11 protein-coding genes are annotated in these 15,396 nt (G+C 64.1%); 8 read left to right on the forward strand and 3 right to left on the reverse strand.

Annotation, left to right across the window (positions count from 1 at the left end; genetic code table 11):
• Positions 1-516: 516 nt before the first annotated feature.
• Positions 517-1,212, forward strand: a complete 696-nt coding sequence (locus tag SY91_RS31885; RefSeq protein WP_006480996.1) for a ParA family protein — start codon at positions 517-519, stop codon at positions 1,210-1,212.
• Positions 1,205-2,236 (forward strand): ParB/RepB/Spo0J family partition protein, encoded by a 1,032-nt coding sequence (locus tag SY91_RS31890; protein ID WP_185921439.1) that lies wholly within the window; start codon positions 1,205-1,207, stop codon positions 2,234-2,236. Before SY91_RS31885 ends, SY91_RS31890 begins: the two co-directional genes overlap by 8 nt.
• Positions 2,237-2,331: 95 nt before the next feature.
• Here SY91_RS31890 and SY91_RS31895 read toward each other — a convergent pair whose 3' ends face one another.
• The gene (locus tag SY91_RS31895) at positions 2,332-3,648 is read right to left on the reverse strand and encodes a replication initiation protein (protein ID WP_006480994.1); all 1,317 of its coding nucleotides are present in this window, start codon (positions 3,646-3,648) and stop codon (positions 2,332-2,334) included.
• Between the two features lie 2,458 nt (positions 3,649-6,106).
• Between SY91_RS31895 and SY91_RS31900 the strand changes: the two genes are divergently transcribed.
• On the forward strand, positions 6,107-6,415 hold the full coding sequence (locus SY91_RS31900; protein ID WP_041492299.1) for a hypothetical protein: 309 nt from the start codon (positions 6,107-6,109) through the stop codon (positions 6,413-6,415).
• A gap of 165 nt (positions 6,416-6,580) precedes the next feature.
• Here the strand turns inward: SY91_RS31900 and gcvA are convergent, their stop codons facing one another.
• A complete protein-coding gene (gene gcvA / locus SY91_RS31905; RefSeq protein ID WP_006480992.1) occupies positions 6,581-7,471 on the reverse strand; it encodes a transcriptional regulator GcvA in 891 nt (296 codons plus the stop codon).
• A gap of 140 nt (positions 7,472-7,611) precedes the next feature.
• On the opposite strand from gcvA, the gene SY91_RS31910 reads away from it, so the two are divergent.
• From SY91_RS31910 to SY91_RS31920, 3 genes are all read left to right on the forward strand, one after another.
• On the forward strand, positions 7,612-8,910 hold the full coding sequence (locus tag SY91_RS31910; RefSeq protein ID WP_105798412.1) for an adenylosuccinate synthase: 1,299 nt from the start codon (positions 7,612-7,614) through the stop codon (positions 8,908-8,910).
• Positions 8,911-9,209: 299 nt separating this feature from the next.
• Positions 9,210-10,160, forward strand: coding sequence for a LysR family transcriptional regulator (locus SY91_RS31915; RefSeq protein ID WP_006480990.1), 951 nt, complete (start codon positions 9,210-9,212; stop codon positions 10,158-10,160).
• A gap of 272 nt (positions 10,161-10,432) precedes the next feature.
• Positions 10,433-11,404, forward strand: a complete 972-nt coding sequence (locus tag SY91_RS31920; protein WP_124548336.1) for a sulfonate ABC transporter substrate-binding protein — start codon at positions 10,433-10,435, stop codon at positions 11,402-11,404.
• A gap of 60 nt (positions 11,405-11,464) precedes the next feature.
• On the opposite strand, the gene SY91_RS31925 is transcribed toward SY91_RS31920, so the two are convergent.
• Positions 11,465-12,445 (reverse strand): AraC family transcriptional regulator, encoded by a 981-nt coding sequence (locus SY91_RS31925; RefSeq protein WP_185642907.1) that lies wholly within the window; start codon positions 12,443-12,445, stop codon positions 11,465-11,467.
• A 597-nt stretch (positions 12,446-13,042) separates the two neighbouring features.
• Between SY91_RS31925 and SY91_RS31930 the strand changes: the two genes are divergently transcribed.
• Together SY91_RS31930 and SY91_RS31935 are read left to right on the forward strand one after the other, a co-directional pair.
• Positions 13,043-13,924: a LysR family transcriptional regulator gene (locus SY91_RS31930; protein WP_012337166.1), complete on the forward strand. Its 882-nt coding sequence runs from the start codon at positions 13,043-13,045 to the stop codon at positions 13,922-13,924.
• Between the two features lie 224 nt (positions 13,925-14,148).
• Positions 14,149-15,387 carry an efflux RND transporter periplasmic adaptor subunit gene (locus tag SY91_RS31935; protein WP_185921440.1) on the forward strand — a complete coding sequence of 413 codons (1,239 nt, stop codon included), beginning with the start codon at positions 14,149-14,151 and terminating at the stop codon, positions 15,385-15,387.
• Positions 15,388-15,396 lie beyond the last annotated feature (9 nt).

Raw genomic sequence — 15,396 nt, forward strand, 5'->3', positions numbered from 1 at the left:
GCGCTTGAATGTGTTTGTCACGTGACAACCCGTCTCACCGCCGGATAGACGTACGTCAGGATTATGTGAAGCACCTCTGTAATTGAGATGAAGCGATTCTTCCGCAGCCCACGTCGCAATCGCATCGAGAACTTTCGCTCGATGTGGCCGGGCCTCGAAGCAATCAATGTCTGGAGACTTGTCACGTGACAATCGGCTTCTTCTTCGAGACCGCGCAACACAGTCGTCTCGGTTCTTATCGAATTCCGTATGAGACCAAGTGCGACGAGACATCAATTCTCCACGCAACGGTTTCATCGTCGATGTCAACCACAGTTGAATTTGCCCGCGTTCGTGCAGCCGTGATGGGTTATTTTGTATTTTTTTTAGTCAATACGCATAAATGACGCCTTGGCCGTTCGGCCTATTTGTCACGTAACAACCGCGGAGATTAAAAGACATTCACTACATCGAACACTTTTCTGGACATTTCGGTAATAACTGAATATATTACGCAAAACTCCTTGGAGAGATTTAATGGCTTTCAAGATCGCCGTCAGTAATCAAAAAGGTGGGACGGGAAAGACGACCATCTCCGTCAACATCGCGGCTGCGTTCGAAGCCGGCGGCAACAAAGTCGCGTTGATCGATGCCGACCCTCAGGGCACTTCCGTCCGGTGGGTCACAAGCGGCGAGAACACGCTGCCGATGACGGTCCTTTCGCTGGCTCCCGCCGGCCGCGGCATCGGGGGCGAGATCAAGAAGCAGGACGCAAACTTTGACGTGATCGTCGTCGACTGCCCCGGCAACCTCGAGGACCCACGTATCGCATCCGTCCTGGAAGTGGCGGACTTCTGCCTGGTGCCGCTTTCGCCATCGCCGGCCGATCTGTACAGCACGGTCGCGATGATCCGCATGATCGAGTCGATGCGCGCCGTTCGAAATCCTCAACTTTCTTCCGCATTAATGCTGAATAGTGTCAATGGAAAAACTAAAATGCGTGAAGAAATTTTAAAAATTCTACGGGCTGAAGAAATAGGGGAGCATCTGCTCGACAGCCAGATCGCGCAACGCGAGGTCTATCGTCAGACGTTCGCGCTCGGCACCACGATCCATCACCACAATCGATACCTGAAGGGCCTGAAGGAAGCCCGCGCGGAAATCGAAAAGCTGGTCACGGAAATGGCCCAATACATCGCGTCGACGCGCGTTACCGGAACCGCCCATGGCTAAGGACACCTCGAAAGACAAGAAACCGACCGGCAACCTCCATCTCGCAGCCGGCCTGTTGCGCGGACTCGCGCAGGAAAATGCGGCGCTCGAAACGCGGCTGCCCGAGCCGGCGGCCGCAGCGGCCGCCGTCGTCGACGCGGCGCCTGCCAGTGGCCCGGCCGCAACCGCGCCCGCCGGTACGCCCGAGCTTGGCGCGCCGCAGAAGGTGCTGGTCAAGGACTGCATCCCGAACCCGTTCAACCCGCGCGTGTTTTACTCGGAATCGAGCCTGCACGAGCTCGCGCTGACGTTGAAGCGAGAAGGGCAGATCGAGCCGATCAAGGTCACGCGGCTTCCCGAGTTCCCCGGCAAGCTCGTCGTGATCGACGGACAACGCCGGCTGCGCGCGACGAGCATCAACGGCGACGAGACGATCAATGCGACGTTCCGCACCGATCACACGCCCGAGCAGCTCTACACGATCGCGTATCGGGCAAACCACGACCACGAACGCCAGACGATCTTCGATGATGCGATCGCGTGGAAACGTCTCCTGGACGAGAAGGTCTTTTCCGACCAGAACACGCTGGCGGAGAAAATCGGCAAGGACAAGGCCTCGATCAGCAAGACGCTGTCGCTCAACGCGCTGCCGAACACGCTGCTGGAGCGGATGGCCAGTGCGAACGACGTGGTCGGTCTGCAGGCTGCGTACTTCCTGAAACTGATCTTCGAACGCCTCGGCGAGGCGACGGCCGATCGGCTGCTGACGGCCGTGATCGACCGGAAAAAATCCGTCCGCGATCTAGAGAATTTCCTGCGTGCGCAGAGTGACGGCACCAAGAAGGCCGGGCGTACGCGCTACAGCGTTCGTCATGATTTCGCGCTCGAATCGCGCGCGATCGGCCAGTTGAAGACGTATCCGGACGGACGTCTGGACCTGCAGCTCAAGGGCGTCGACGCATCCCACCAGGAAGCGCTTGCCGACAAGCTCAAGACCGTCATCGACGCGTACGTCGCGGAGCTGGCCACGGCCCCGTCGAAGTAACGCGCTAGCGGCAAAAGGCCTCGCCTTCGCGCTGCGTCGTCAAGCCCGACCGCGACATGGTCCGGCGCATGGTGCGCACGACGGCGAGGCCTCGTTCAGTTGCCTGCGAGACTGCTCTTGAGCAGGAATTCCAGCAGGTCGTCCGAGGTCGGCTCACCCCACGTATCGAGCGCCAGCCACCGGAAGAAACTGGTTTGCGCCAGCTTGCTCGCCTTCTTCTTCGGCGACAGCGTCAGGTCCTTCGAACCCGCCACCGTCTCGTTGTAACGCTCGATCAGCTTGGTCTGGTCGTCGATCTCCAGTTCGCGGAAATACGCGCCGGCCTCCTCGACCTTCGCCGCCAGATACTTGTCGCGAATCTGTTCCTGCTTGCTCTGCGCGGATTCCTTCGCCGGTGCGGCCGCTTCGGTTCCCTGCCCATCGGCCAGCGTGTAGCCGTGCGTCAGCGCCTTGCGGAAGTACGCGGCGACGTTGTCGACCGGCGTCGCATTCTTCTTCGTAGTCCGATTGAGCGTATAGGCGATCGCCGCCTTGATGCGCTGCACGCCGTATTGCGTGATCAACCGGCGCGCTTCCGAGCGCGGAATGCCGAACTTCGCGACCTCCTCGACCAGCGCTTCGTTCTTGACGTCGCCGTCTTCGACCGTATCGGTGCTCTGCTTGCGCGTCACCTTGAACTGCACGGCTTCCACGCTGCGGCCGGATTTGTGTTCGATCAGCTCGAGCGTGTGGTCCGATACTTCGTTCACCTCCTGGATGCACGGCACCAGGACCTTGCTCTTGAACAGCTTGTATTCCTTGTACGACTGCGATGCCTTGTCCTGGCCGAGAATGAGGTCACGAAATTTCGGCAGCGGAATCTTCGCGGTGATGCCGATCCCCTCGTAACGCACCGTGTTTTCCCACAGCGCGAGCGAATGCGACCGCCGGAACTCGCGGGCGATCCGCATATCGATCAGTGCGTAGATTTCGGGATTGAGCAGTTCGCTGCGAATCTGGTCGGAGAAGCTGTACTTCAGCACCGATTGCTCGAGCTCCGCGCCGGCGAGCAGGCCCGACGCTTTCCAGACCGTCGAACGGTCCGCGGCCAGGTAGTCCCAGTTGACGACGGTACTGATCAACGAGTTGACCGTATCCTTCACGTACTTCGTGTTGTTGCTGTTCAGCCCGCTCTCGTGCGACAGCGACGCGATCGAAATCGAGAAGCTCGTTCGGCCCGGTTCGAACGCCTCCTGCCGAAGCGCATTCTTGATCAGCGAGCTGAACATCTTGCGCTGCTGCAGACCGATCTTGCCGGACTTCGGCGCGATATGAATCGCCTGGACCGCCTTGCGCAGCAAGTCGGGCGGCTCGGGGGTCTGAAACAGCGAAACCTGTTTGTCTGAGCCTTTGCTTGCGGGCTTGCGCGGCATCGTGGTGTCCGGGTAAGGTTGCCTTATTGAGAGCGGACTTTATACCTTTTCGCGGCACGGGGCAACGTCCTTGCTCTAGCATCACTTTCACTATCTTGTCTAAGTAACAGATATGGAAGGAAAAACCCGGATTCAACGATTTGCGTAGAGCCCCATATCCGTCTACCTTTTGACCAAAATTCCTCCCAGAAGCCGCTACCTTTCCCGTCAGCATCGCGAAACCCGGCACAAGATTTGCCACGACGAAGGTACCCATCCATGGGGGCAAACGAATGGAATAGAGATCGCCGGAGGGATTCGTGGTGCCCTGCAATACGGCCGCGATTTCTCCCATAACTTGCTACCTTTGTCGGTTCCCATACGAGGGTACCTGTCAGCGTCGTCAACCGCATCGTTTTCCGGCCGAAGGGAGAAATCGCTCCCATAAAAGGCAACCTTCCGATTTCCCCATAGAAGGTAACCTGTCCGCAGCCCCGCTCCTGTCTATGGGAAAGCTTTATAGGACTGTTGAGCGAAGGACAGCGAATCGATTGAAACCGGCTCCCATACATGGGTACCTTTAAAACGCCCCATAACTGGCTACCCGAAGAAAATCTCTGTGCATCGATTCGACTATCGACGCAAAAAAAGCGCCCCATAAAAGGCTACCTCCATGCGTTCCCATAGACGACTACCTCACGCGATTGACGGTCGATTTCCCATAACCGGATACGTTCGCCCCATATCCACAACCCTGATTTCCCACAACCCGGTACCCCAAACCCCAAATCCACAGACCTGAAGCCCCAAACCCTTCCACCTGTGCCCCCATAAATGGGTACCGAACACCGCTCAAACCCATGCCAGGCAAGGCTCTGAGCCGTCTAAAAGTAGTTAAAGAAGTAAACGTGGTTTACCAAAGATGTAAACACACGTGTGCTTGCACAGAAAGACGAACCCCATAAACCGCTACCAATGGGAGTCATCTATGGGAAGCCAACCGCCCAGATCTCCCCATCCACGCCCCCTTTGGCCCTGTTTGACCCGCCGTTCCTGAAAGGCTTCAGGCCTGGCAAGGCATCCCGAGGAGGTGAGTACCCACTCACAAGCACCGAAACGTAGAAACTTATGGGAGGAAATCCCTGGATTCGACGTAGAGGTTCCCGTTTATGGGACCCGAAAACGGGCCGCGCGACCCTCGTGCAGCCTGTGATCGACCAGCCGAACGGATCGGTCGTTTTCCTTCACAGCAGTTCGAAATCATCCAGGACTGCCCGCGAATGGTTTTTTGTACTCGCACGGCCTCGTCTACGGACAAATTATTGTCGATCGCCTGTGACGCTGCTCGCCAAATTTAGCCTGTGGACTGTGCCCGGAGGAATCCGCCCCGGGCTGTTTTTCATCCCCACGCCGTGACCGTTTTTCTACCTTTGAAACCACGGCCGGGAAGTTTTGCTGTGCCCGCCACAGGCAACGAGGGACTCATACCACGACCCGAAAAGCAGACCGGATACCAAAATGCCGTCGCACAGTGTGTCCCTTGGGACGACTCGACGGAGTTCATCGACATCGTTGCCAGCGAACGTGAAGGTGCCGTCGGTGCTGAAGCTCACCGCAACCGATTTCCACGATGCTCCCGAACCTGCTCACCTTGCCCCCGAAGCGGCATCCCGGAAAAGCTCACCGATCGGATAAAGCACAGGTATAAGCAAGCTGTGCAGATCGCCGCTCCGTCCACATAAGGCACCATCGATGAGAGCAAACAAGAAACGATCGGCATCGATACGTGACGCCCGACGCGTCGGCAAGCATGGCCGCATCGACGGACAAGCCTTCGCGCCATATGTACCTCCGGACGCGCGCTGATCGCTCATGTCGGGTTGCAGCGCATGCGTGCAACCAATCGAGCCGACGTCTTCACCGCTCGCACTAGCCGGCTTTTTCGTCAGACCTGTCCATCGACAGAGAGCCTTGTCTCCACAGGTGACCTTTTGCATCACGAGGCGGTAACGGTTGCCGGACGAATCGCCGCACGCCGAAACGACGCAATGACGCAATGACGCAATGACGCAACGTAATCGTCTTGCTCGTCGACGAAGCGAATCGTGGTCGTTTATGGGAGGAACCGTCGCTCGAGCCGCATCGAACGATGACGTGACGTGTGGACAGACTGCCGTTGCGGTGATCGCGCAAGCACGACGATACTCACATCGTGTATCAGCGTATCGGTATCACCACCCGTGAAACAGCCATCGGGGCCTCGCGCCGTATCGCGTACCGCGATTCCCGTCATCGAGCGCAGGACCCACGTTGTCTCCCATACGTATATCCCCAATTCCGTCAGCACGTTGACGCCACAATTCTTGCGACACGGTTATGATGCACAGGTCCTGATCGCGACATGACGACCGATCAGGGCAGGGGCGGTATCTCGATGGTTTTTCAAACCGTGATGGTCATCAAAAAAGAGAGTTCAGCGATGCGAATCCAGATCAGAAAACTCACGCTGGCTGCTACCGCAGCCGCTTTCCTGTTCGGCTCGGCTGTTCCGGCTTTTGCGCAGGAAACCGCCAGCGCACCGGCTGCACAGGACGCCAAGGCCGCGAAGAGCGAAGCGCGCAAGGCGGCCAGGGCCAAACGCAAGGCCGAACACAAGGCCGCGCGTGCGAAGAACACCGCCGAGCTGAAGAAACTCGAAGACGCCGGTTACAAGCCGGCGGCCAATGATCCGAACTATCCGCAGAACCTGCAGAACGCGGAGAAGAAGGCCGGCGCAGCCAGCCAGTAAGCGTTGTCCGGCGGCAAGCCACGGCCTCATCCGCGGCTTGCCGCGTGCGTCGCGATCATGCGATGCACGAAGGCAAACACGTTCCGCAGGTTTATCCAATTTGATTTGGAGTCCTGCTCATCTTGAAAATGTACGACACGCAGGCAGGGGCGAGCGCCACCCACCCTACACAGTCGCCCTTCCCGTTGCCTTCAGCCAGTCCTTGAACGCGCGTACGGCGTCATCGTCCGCCCGTGCGGACGCCACATACGTGAAGTAGCGCCATGGCGGCAGCGCCGGTTCGCTGAACGGCTGCACGAGCCGGCCTTCGGCGATGTCGTCGGCGACGAGCGCGATCGGCCCCATCGCGACGCCGAGCCCGTCGAGCGCGCCTTGCAGCGTCAGGTAGAAATGCTCGAGGGTGAGCGAGTGCCGCGGCACGAGGTTCGGATGCCCGGCCGCCGCGAGCCACTCCGGCCACATGCCCGGATAGGTTGCCGCGTGCAGCAGCGTGAAGCCGGCGAGATCGGCGGGTGTATCCAGCGACCGGCCCTCCAGCAACTTCGGCGCACACACCGGCAGCCGGACTTCGGACAGGAATTCCTCCGCGACGTACCCGTCGATGGCCTGCGGGCCGCCGCGAACGATCAGGTCGACCTTGTCGCGCAACTTGTCGATCGGCTCGTTCGACGTCGACAGCCGCACCTCGATGGCCGGATGCGCGACCTGGAACGACGACAGCTTCGGGACGAGCCAGCGCAGCGAGAACGTCGCGGGCGCGCTGACGCGCAGCACGCGCTGCTGTGCGTGGCCGAAATGCTGTGCGGTGGCGAGCGCGATCCGGTCGAACGAAGCGCCGACCTCGGCGAGGTACGCGCGGCCGGCCGCGGTCAGTTCGACGCGCCGGTTGTGGCGTTCGAACAGCGGCCGGCCAAGCCATGCTTCCAGTTGCTGCACATGCCGGCTGATCGCGCCGTGCGTCACGCACAGCTCGTCCGCGGCCAGCGTGAAGCTGCCGAGCCGCGCGGCGGCTTCGAATGCGCGCAGCGAATTCAACGGAGGGAGTCGTCGGGCCATTGCATCGTTTCGCGTGAAATTTACTCACACGATGGTTCAGGTTTAATCGTTTGATCGGGTGATCCGGCTCCGCCAATATGGCACACAAACGGCCGACCTGGCCGAACGAGTGTCTGAATTTCTCACATGGAGTACGGAGCATGCCGAACGTGGTGGTAGTGGGCGCCCAATGGGGCGACGAAGGCAAGGGGCGCGTCGTGGACTGGCTGGCGGCGCAGGCCGATCTCGTCGCACGCTACAACGGCGGCCACAACGCGGGCCACACGCTGGTCGTCGGCGGCAACACGTACAAGCTCGCGCTGCTGCCGAGCGGCATCGTGCGCGGCAAGCGTGGCGTGATCGGCAACGGCGTGGCGCTCGACCCCGAAGCGCTGCTCGCGGAAATCGGGCGGATGGCCGAGCTCGGGCTGTCGGTGACGCCGGACAACCTGTCGGTCGCCGAGAACGCGACGCTGGTGCTGCCGATTCACCGTGCGATCGATGAGGCGCAGGAGCGTTTGCGCCGCGAACCGATCGGCACCACGCTGCGCGGGATCGGGCCGGCCTACGAGGACAAGGTCGGGCGTCGCGGGCTGCGCGTCGGTGATCTCGCGGAACCGGACGGACTCGCCGCCAAACTCGACGTGCTGGTCGACCATCACAACGCGTGGTTCCGCGGCCTGGGGCTCGACGAGTACGATCGCGACGCGATGCTGGCGACGCTGGTCGCGCTTGCACCGAAGATCCTGCCGTTCGTGCGTCCGGTCTGGGCCGACCTCAACGACGCGACCGATCGCGGCGCGCGCATTCTGTTCGAGGGCTCGCAGGCCGTGATGCTGGACATCGACTGGGGCACGTACCCGTTCGTGACGTCGTCGGGCACCGTGGCCTCGGCCGCGGCGGCCGGCACCGGGCTCGGTGCGGCGAAGCTCGGCCACGTGCTGGGTGTCACGAAGGCGTATGCGACGCGGGTCGGCGGCGGCCCGTTCCTCACCGAGCTGACCGACGCCACCGGCGAAACGCTGCGTGCGCGCGGACAGGAGTTCGGCGTGAATACCGGCCGGCCGCGACGCTGCGGATGGCTCGACGCCGCGCAACTGCGCCAGGCCGTCAGGATCTCCGGCATCGATTCGCTGGCGCTCACCAAGCTCGACGTGCTCGACGGCTTCGAGTCGATCGCGCTGTGCGTCGGTTACGAATTCGACGGCGCGCGCGTCGATCATCTGCCCGCGAGCCTCGATGCGCAGTCGCGCGCGAAGCCGCTCTACGAACGGTTCGAAGGCTGGCAAGGCTCCGTGAAGGGCGTGCGCGAGCGGGCGGCGCTGCCTCGCGCCGCGCAGGATTTCATTGCGCGCATCGAAGCCGTGGCGGGCGCGCCGGTTTCGATGATCACGACCGGCGCGGAGCGCGACGACACGATCGTGTTGCGCAATCCGTTCGATGCGGCCGCCGCCGCGTAACGCGCGAGACGCGAAGAGCGTCGATCGACGCGCGGTATCGTGGTCGGCCGGTCGTTTTTGCCGACCGTTCCCGTTGGTTCGTCGACCCACTCGGTACGGATGGACGACCGGCCCGGATGACGCGCGACGAACGGCTCGGCAGCGCGATTCGGCATCCGGATCGTGGCGCATACGGCGAACTGGACACGCCTGCAACGCTGCTGTACTGTTCCGCACAATTCGCGCCAGACCGGCTCGTGCCGGCGCCGCCGGCCCCTGGCCGCACGGCGGTGCGACGTGACAATCCCGGGGGCAGGTCGATGGATACGTTACAGATGATGCGCATTTTCGTCCGGGTCGCGGAGGAGGGCAGCTTCACGAGCGCGGCCCAGCGCCTGGACATCACGACGGCCTACGCGTCGCGCTCGGTCGCGCAACTGGAAACGCATCTGCGCACGCGCCTGCTCAACCGCAGCACGCGCCGTATCGCGCTGACCGACGCCGGGCAACGCTATCTCGACCGCTGCCAGCGCATCCTCGGCTATATCGACGAAGCGGAAGCCGAGGCGGCCGATGCACAGGCGAAGCCGTCCGGACGGCTGCACGTTCACGCGACGACGAGTTTCGGCCAGTCCTACGTGATGCCCGCGGTCGTGCGCTACCGCGAACGCTATCCGTCGGTCGCGGTCGAGCTGACGCTGTCGCAGCACGTGCCCGACATCATCGACGAAGGCTACGACGTGTCGCTGCAGCTGAGCACGACGGAGCTGCCCGATTCCGGGCTGGTGTCGCAGCGGCTCGGTGACGTGGGCAGCGTGCTGTGCGCGTCGCCTGCCTATCTGAAGGCGCGCGGCACGCCGCGCACGGTGAGCGATCTCGCCGGGCATGCGTGCCTGCGGCTCGTCACGCCGCTGTTTCCGCGCGACCGCTGGCACCTCGACGGCCCGAACGGCCGCGAAACGGTCGAACTGCCGCTGCCGGATTTCCAGGTGAATATCGCCGATGCGCTCGGCACCGCGCTGCGCGCGGGGCTCGGGATCGGCTCCCTGCCGATGTCGGCGGCGTTGCCCGCGCTCGCGAGCGGCGCGCTGGTGCGTGTGCTGCCCGATTACCGGCTGCAGAAGCTGACGGTCTACACGTTGTATGCGTCGCGTCAGTATCTCGATGCGAAGATCCGCACGTTCGTCGATTTCCTGCGGGAATGCGTGCCGGAGATGCTGGCCGCCGACGAGGCTGCGTTGAACGCTTGTTGCGCCTCCCATCATTCCTGAGTCAGGCAGGGTCGGTGCGTGAATGCCGCGCACGGTCTTACGGCTTGACGGAAATAGTTTGCACTCCTTTGTTAAAAGCGAGTGGCGCTGGAATGTGTGCGGACCGTTCCGGTCAACGATGCCCGTGCCATCGGCATGCCTTTATGAAAACGCCCGCTTTCGATATCGAACATCGTTGGTTCGGCCAGCGGTAGGCGCCTTTTAGAATCGGTTCGATCTGCTTCATCGCATGCGCGCTCCGTGCGCGCCCACTTCATCGAACCCGAAACGACATGGCAGATCGACACTCCAGCATCCGCCGCCGGCTCATTCATGCCGGCCTGGCGATCGCGGCAGGCGCCGCCGCCCACCCGGGCCTTGCGCTGGCCAGCGCGGCCGGCGCGCGGACGTTGCGCATCGGATATCAGAAAGGGCCGCTCAGCCTGCTGAAGGCGCGCGGCACGCTGCAGGGCAAGCTCGCGACGCTCGGCGTGAACGTCACGTGGACCGAGTTTCCGTCGGGCCCGCCGCAACTCGAGGCGCTGAACGCGGGATCGATCGATTTTGGCGACGTCGGCGAAGCGCCGCCGATCTTCGCACTCGCGGCCGGTGCGCCGCTCGTCTACTACGCGCAGACGCCGGCCGGTCCGGCAGCCGAAGCCGTGGTCGTCGCGAAGGATTCGCCGGTCAAGACCTTTGCCGACCTGCGCGGCAAGCGCATCGCGCTGGTGAAGGGATCGAATACGCACTTCCTGCTGGTCAGGCTGCTGCAGGCCGCGAAGCTCGGCTATACCGACGTCACGCCGGTCTGGCTGTCGCCGTCCGATGCGCGAGCGGCGTTCGAGAACCGCTCGGTCGATGCGTGGATCATCTGGGATCCGTTTCTCGCGGTGGTCCAGCAGGCATTCGGCGCGCGCATCGTCGCGGATGGCACGGGGCTCGTCGAGAACCGCAGCTACTACTTTGCATCGCGCACGTACGCGCAGCGCAATGCCGACGTGCTCGATGCGGTCGTGTCGGAACTGGCGACGGTCCAGCGCTGGCTCGACGCGAACCGCGCGCAGGGCGCGGCCGAATTCTCGAAGCTGTGGGGCATTCCGGAGCCGGCCGTGGCGCTCGCGTTTCGCCGCGCGCGCTTCGGCGTCGAGCCCGTCACCCGCGATACGCTCGCGTACCAGCAGCGCATCGCGGACGTGTTCTATCAGGCCGGCATCCTGCCGAAACGCGTCGACGTCAGCCTCGCTGCGCCGCCCTCGCTCGCGTGAACGTGTAGCCGGCCCGACGGTCGGGGCGCGGCGAGCAACTTCCTCGCTTGCGAAATCCGGTCATGGCGCGACCCGCGACAGCGGCACTGCTTCGCCGCGCAGCCTTGCGACGTCGCGGCCCGGTGCGTCGCCGAACAGCCGGGCGTATTCGCGGCTGAACTGCGACGCACTCACGTAGCCGACGCTTCGGCACGCCTGCCGCGCATCCATCGCCGACAGGCACATCAGGCGGCGCGCCTCCTGCAGCCGCAGCACCTTCTGGCATTGCAACGGACTCATCGACGTGACCGCACGGAAGTGATGGTGGAAGGTCGACGGGCTCATCTCCACCTGTCGCGCGAGCGCGTCGACCGCCATCGGATCGAGGTAGTGGTCGCGAATCCATGCGACGGCGCGCGAGATGCGCTGGGTCGTCGAACCGGCGTCGCCGATCTGCGCGACGCGCGCGCCCGACGGGCCGCGCAGCAGCCGGATGAGGATTTCGTCGACGATCAGCGGTGCGAGCAGGTCGAGGTCGTCCGGTTGTGCGATCAGTTGCATCAGCCGCGCGACGGCGTCGACGATTTCGGGCGTCGCATCGAGCGTGTCGAGCGCGCCGTAGTCGACCGCCTTCGGCAGTCCGTGCGGAAAGACGACCGGCGTGAGCGCCGCGATGCGGCGCGGATCGAGTTCGAGTTGCGCGTAAAGGAACGGCTCGGCCGGGTTCGCGCGCGTCACGCGTCCGGTCACGGGCAGGTCGGCGGTGGCGACCAGCATCCGCGATTCGTCGATCCCGTAGGTAGCGTCGCCGACCCGCATCGATTTCGCGCCTTGCCCGACGAGGCTCAGGCACGCGTGGTGCACACCGTGGTTCCACTGCGGCGACGGTGCGGAAGCGCGCGCGATGCGCATGCCGCGCAGCGGAAGGTCGAACATGCCGTCGTGCGGCGCGTACGTGGCGATCAGCGCCGCGAGCCGGGCCGTGGGTGACCGGGCGGGCCACCGGGCATCGTGATCCGGCGGGGTGCGCGGTGGCGGCGGCGTTCTGGCGTCGATTTCCATGTTGGGCGAGCGGTTGGCGGAGTGAGCGATGCAATGCGTGCGGCCGCGATCCCCTGTCGAGGCGCATGGCACGGCGCTCACATCGTACGGCGAGTCGAGCGCGCGGGATTGCCTAAACCTGTCCGAAATTAGCCCGATCATCCGGACCTGCATGGTCGGCGGCCGCGTCGCCCGTCGGTGCAGGGTGTGCAGCGCACAAATTCGGAAATTAAGGCAAAACAATCGCAGGATCGGGCAAGCCATTTTCCTGCGGTTTCCCTACCATTGCACCTGCTGAAGGAAATGCGATTCAGCTCGCCCGGATGATGCGGGCCACACCGTCCGCGTGATGCGCGGACGCTGCCGGCCTTGCCGCGTGCGTCGCCGCCGCGAATCGCCGGAAAAGACTCAGGACTGCTACTGAACGATCGTGCATCGGGCTTGCCGAGGCCGGTTTGCGCCCGTTGCAAGCCGGCGCGTGCCCGTCGCGAGCGTGCCGACCGACCCGGCTGAGCCGGTGGCGGGGCCGCTGCATTGGCCGGGCCGATGCGGGCCGGCTGCGGCGCGGCGTCGGGTGCAGGTAGACGGGCAGTCGTCCGCGCAGGGGAATCCGGACAAATGGACCAACTTCAATCGATTCGGGCATTCGTGACGGTGGCAAGGGAAGGTGGGTTTCGCCGGGCGGCGACGCGGTTGCGCGTGTCGACCGCGATGGCGAGCCGGCTGGTCGACGCGCTCGAGACGCGCCTCGGCGCGCGCCTGCTTCAACGCAGTACGAGCCATCAGTCGCTGACGGAAATCGGCGAGCTGTATCTCGCGCGCGTCGAGCGGATTCTCGGTGCGATCGACGAGATCGACGGTCGTTTCGTCGCGATGGGCAGCAAGCCGGAAGGCGTACTGCGCGTGGCCGCGCCGGTCGCGTTCGGGCTCAGCCAGTTGAGCGCGCTGCTCGATCGTTTCGTGCACCGGTTTCCGGACGTGCGGCCGACCGTGACGCTGACCGATGCCCACGTCGACCTGACTGCCGAGGACATCGACGTCGCGTTCCTGACGGACGGCATGCCGGTGTCCGGCGCACACGCGCTGCATACGCTGGCCGCGTACGAATCCGTGCGGGTCGCGGCGCCCGATTATGTCGCCGCGCACGGCGGCGCCGCGGCATCGGGCGACTGGCCGGACATCGCGGCCGTGCGGCTGGAGCTGCCGGCGGCCGACGACGATCCCATGGCCGGGATGCGATCCGGTGCGGCAACCAGTAATGCGGGCGTCGGCCATCTCGAGATGGCGCGGCGGCTGGCCGTGGCCGGCATGGGCGCCGCGGTGCTGCCCGCATATCTCGTCGATGCCGATCTGGCAGCCGGCACGCTGGTGCGCGTGGCCCCACTGCACCCGCTCGCGCCCGTCACGCTGAAGCTCGCGCATGCGCGTGCCGCGCGTTTGCCGGCCGCCGCGCGCGCGTTCATCGAATTCGCCGGCGCCGCATTCCGGCCCGCGCGCTAGCAGTCTGGCCGAACCCCGGCACCGCGCGCCCGCCAAGGCCCGCGGGCCCGCCGTTCTTTTTCGGAAGCAGTTCGGCAAACGAACGCTCCGCAGGGTGCAACGCACACCCGCAACACGCGTCCGCATCCGCGGCGGACAGGACATTGCAGGTCCGCCGCGCGTCAGGGCCATGAGGAGATCTGGTGATTCCCATTGAAGGTCGTCTAATTGTGAGAGGTCGCTCCATGCGCGTCGAACGGGTTCCATACCGCTTAATCACTGCCGCAACGGCTGCCGTTTTCCTGGCCGCGTGCGGGAAAAAAGAATCGGCACCGCCGCCGCAAACGCCGGAAGTCGGCGTCGTCACCGTGCAGCCGCAAGCCGTGCCGGCGGTGACCGAACTGCCGGGCCGCACCAGCGCGTTCCTGGTCGCGCAAGTGCGCGCGCGGGTCGACGGCATCGTGCTGCGCCGTGAATTCACCGAAGGCACCGACGTCAAGGCCGGTCAGCGCCTCTACAAGATCGATCCGGCGCCGTACATCGCGGCCCTGAACAGCGCGAAGGCGACGCTCGCGAGGGCGCAGGCGAACCTCGTCACGCAGAACGCGCTGGTCGCGCGCTACAAGGTGCTGGTGGCCGCGAACGCGGTCAGCAAGCAGGACTACGACAACGCGGTCGCCACGCAAGGCCAGGCCGCGGCGGACGTCGCGGCCGGCAAGGCGGCGGTCGATACCGCGCAGATCAACCTCGGCTATACGGACGTCGTGTCGCCGATCAGCGGCCGCGTCGGCATTTCGCAAGTGACGCCGGGCGCATACGTGCAGGCGAGCCAGGCGACGCTGATGTCGACCGTGCAGCAGCTCGATCCGGTGTACGTCGACCTCACGCAGTCGAGCCTCGAAGGGCTGAAGCTGCGTCAGGACGTGCAGAGCGGCCGTCTGAAGACGAGCGGCCCGGGCGCGGCCAAGGTGTCGCTGATCCTGGAAGACGGCAAGACCTACTCGGAGCCGGGCAAGCTGCAGTTCTCGGACGTGACGGTCGACCAGACCACCGGCTCGGTGACGATCCGCGCGGTGTTCCCGAACCCGGGCCGCGTGCTGCTGCCGGGGATGTTCGTGCGTGCACGGATCGAGGAGGGCGTGAACGAGAACGCGTTCCTGGTGCCGCAGATCGGCGTCACGCATGACCAGAAGGGCCAGGCGATCGCACTCGTCGTGACCGCGGCCAACAAGGTCGAGATGCGTCCGTTGACGACGACCGGCACGTACGGCCAGAACTGGATCGTCGAAGGCGGTCTGCAGGCGGGCGATCACGTGATCGTACAAGGCGTCGACAAGGTGCGCCCGGGCGCGACCGTGAAGACCGTCGCCGCGCAACTCGCCCCGGCGCCGGACGCCGCATCCGCCACATCGGCAGGCGCCGCGCCGGCGAGTATCGCGACGAGTGCCGCAGCGAGTTCGGCCGCCGCGTCGAGCGCGCAATAACAGGGAGTC

It is taken from the genome of Burkholderia cenocepacia (genome assembly GCF_014211915.1).
GTDB lineage: Bacteria > Pseudomonadota > Gammaproteobacteria > Burkholderiales > Burkholderiaceae > Burkholderia > Burkholderia orbicola.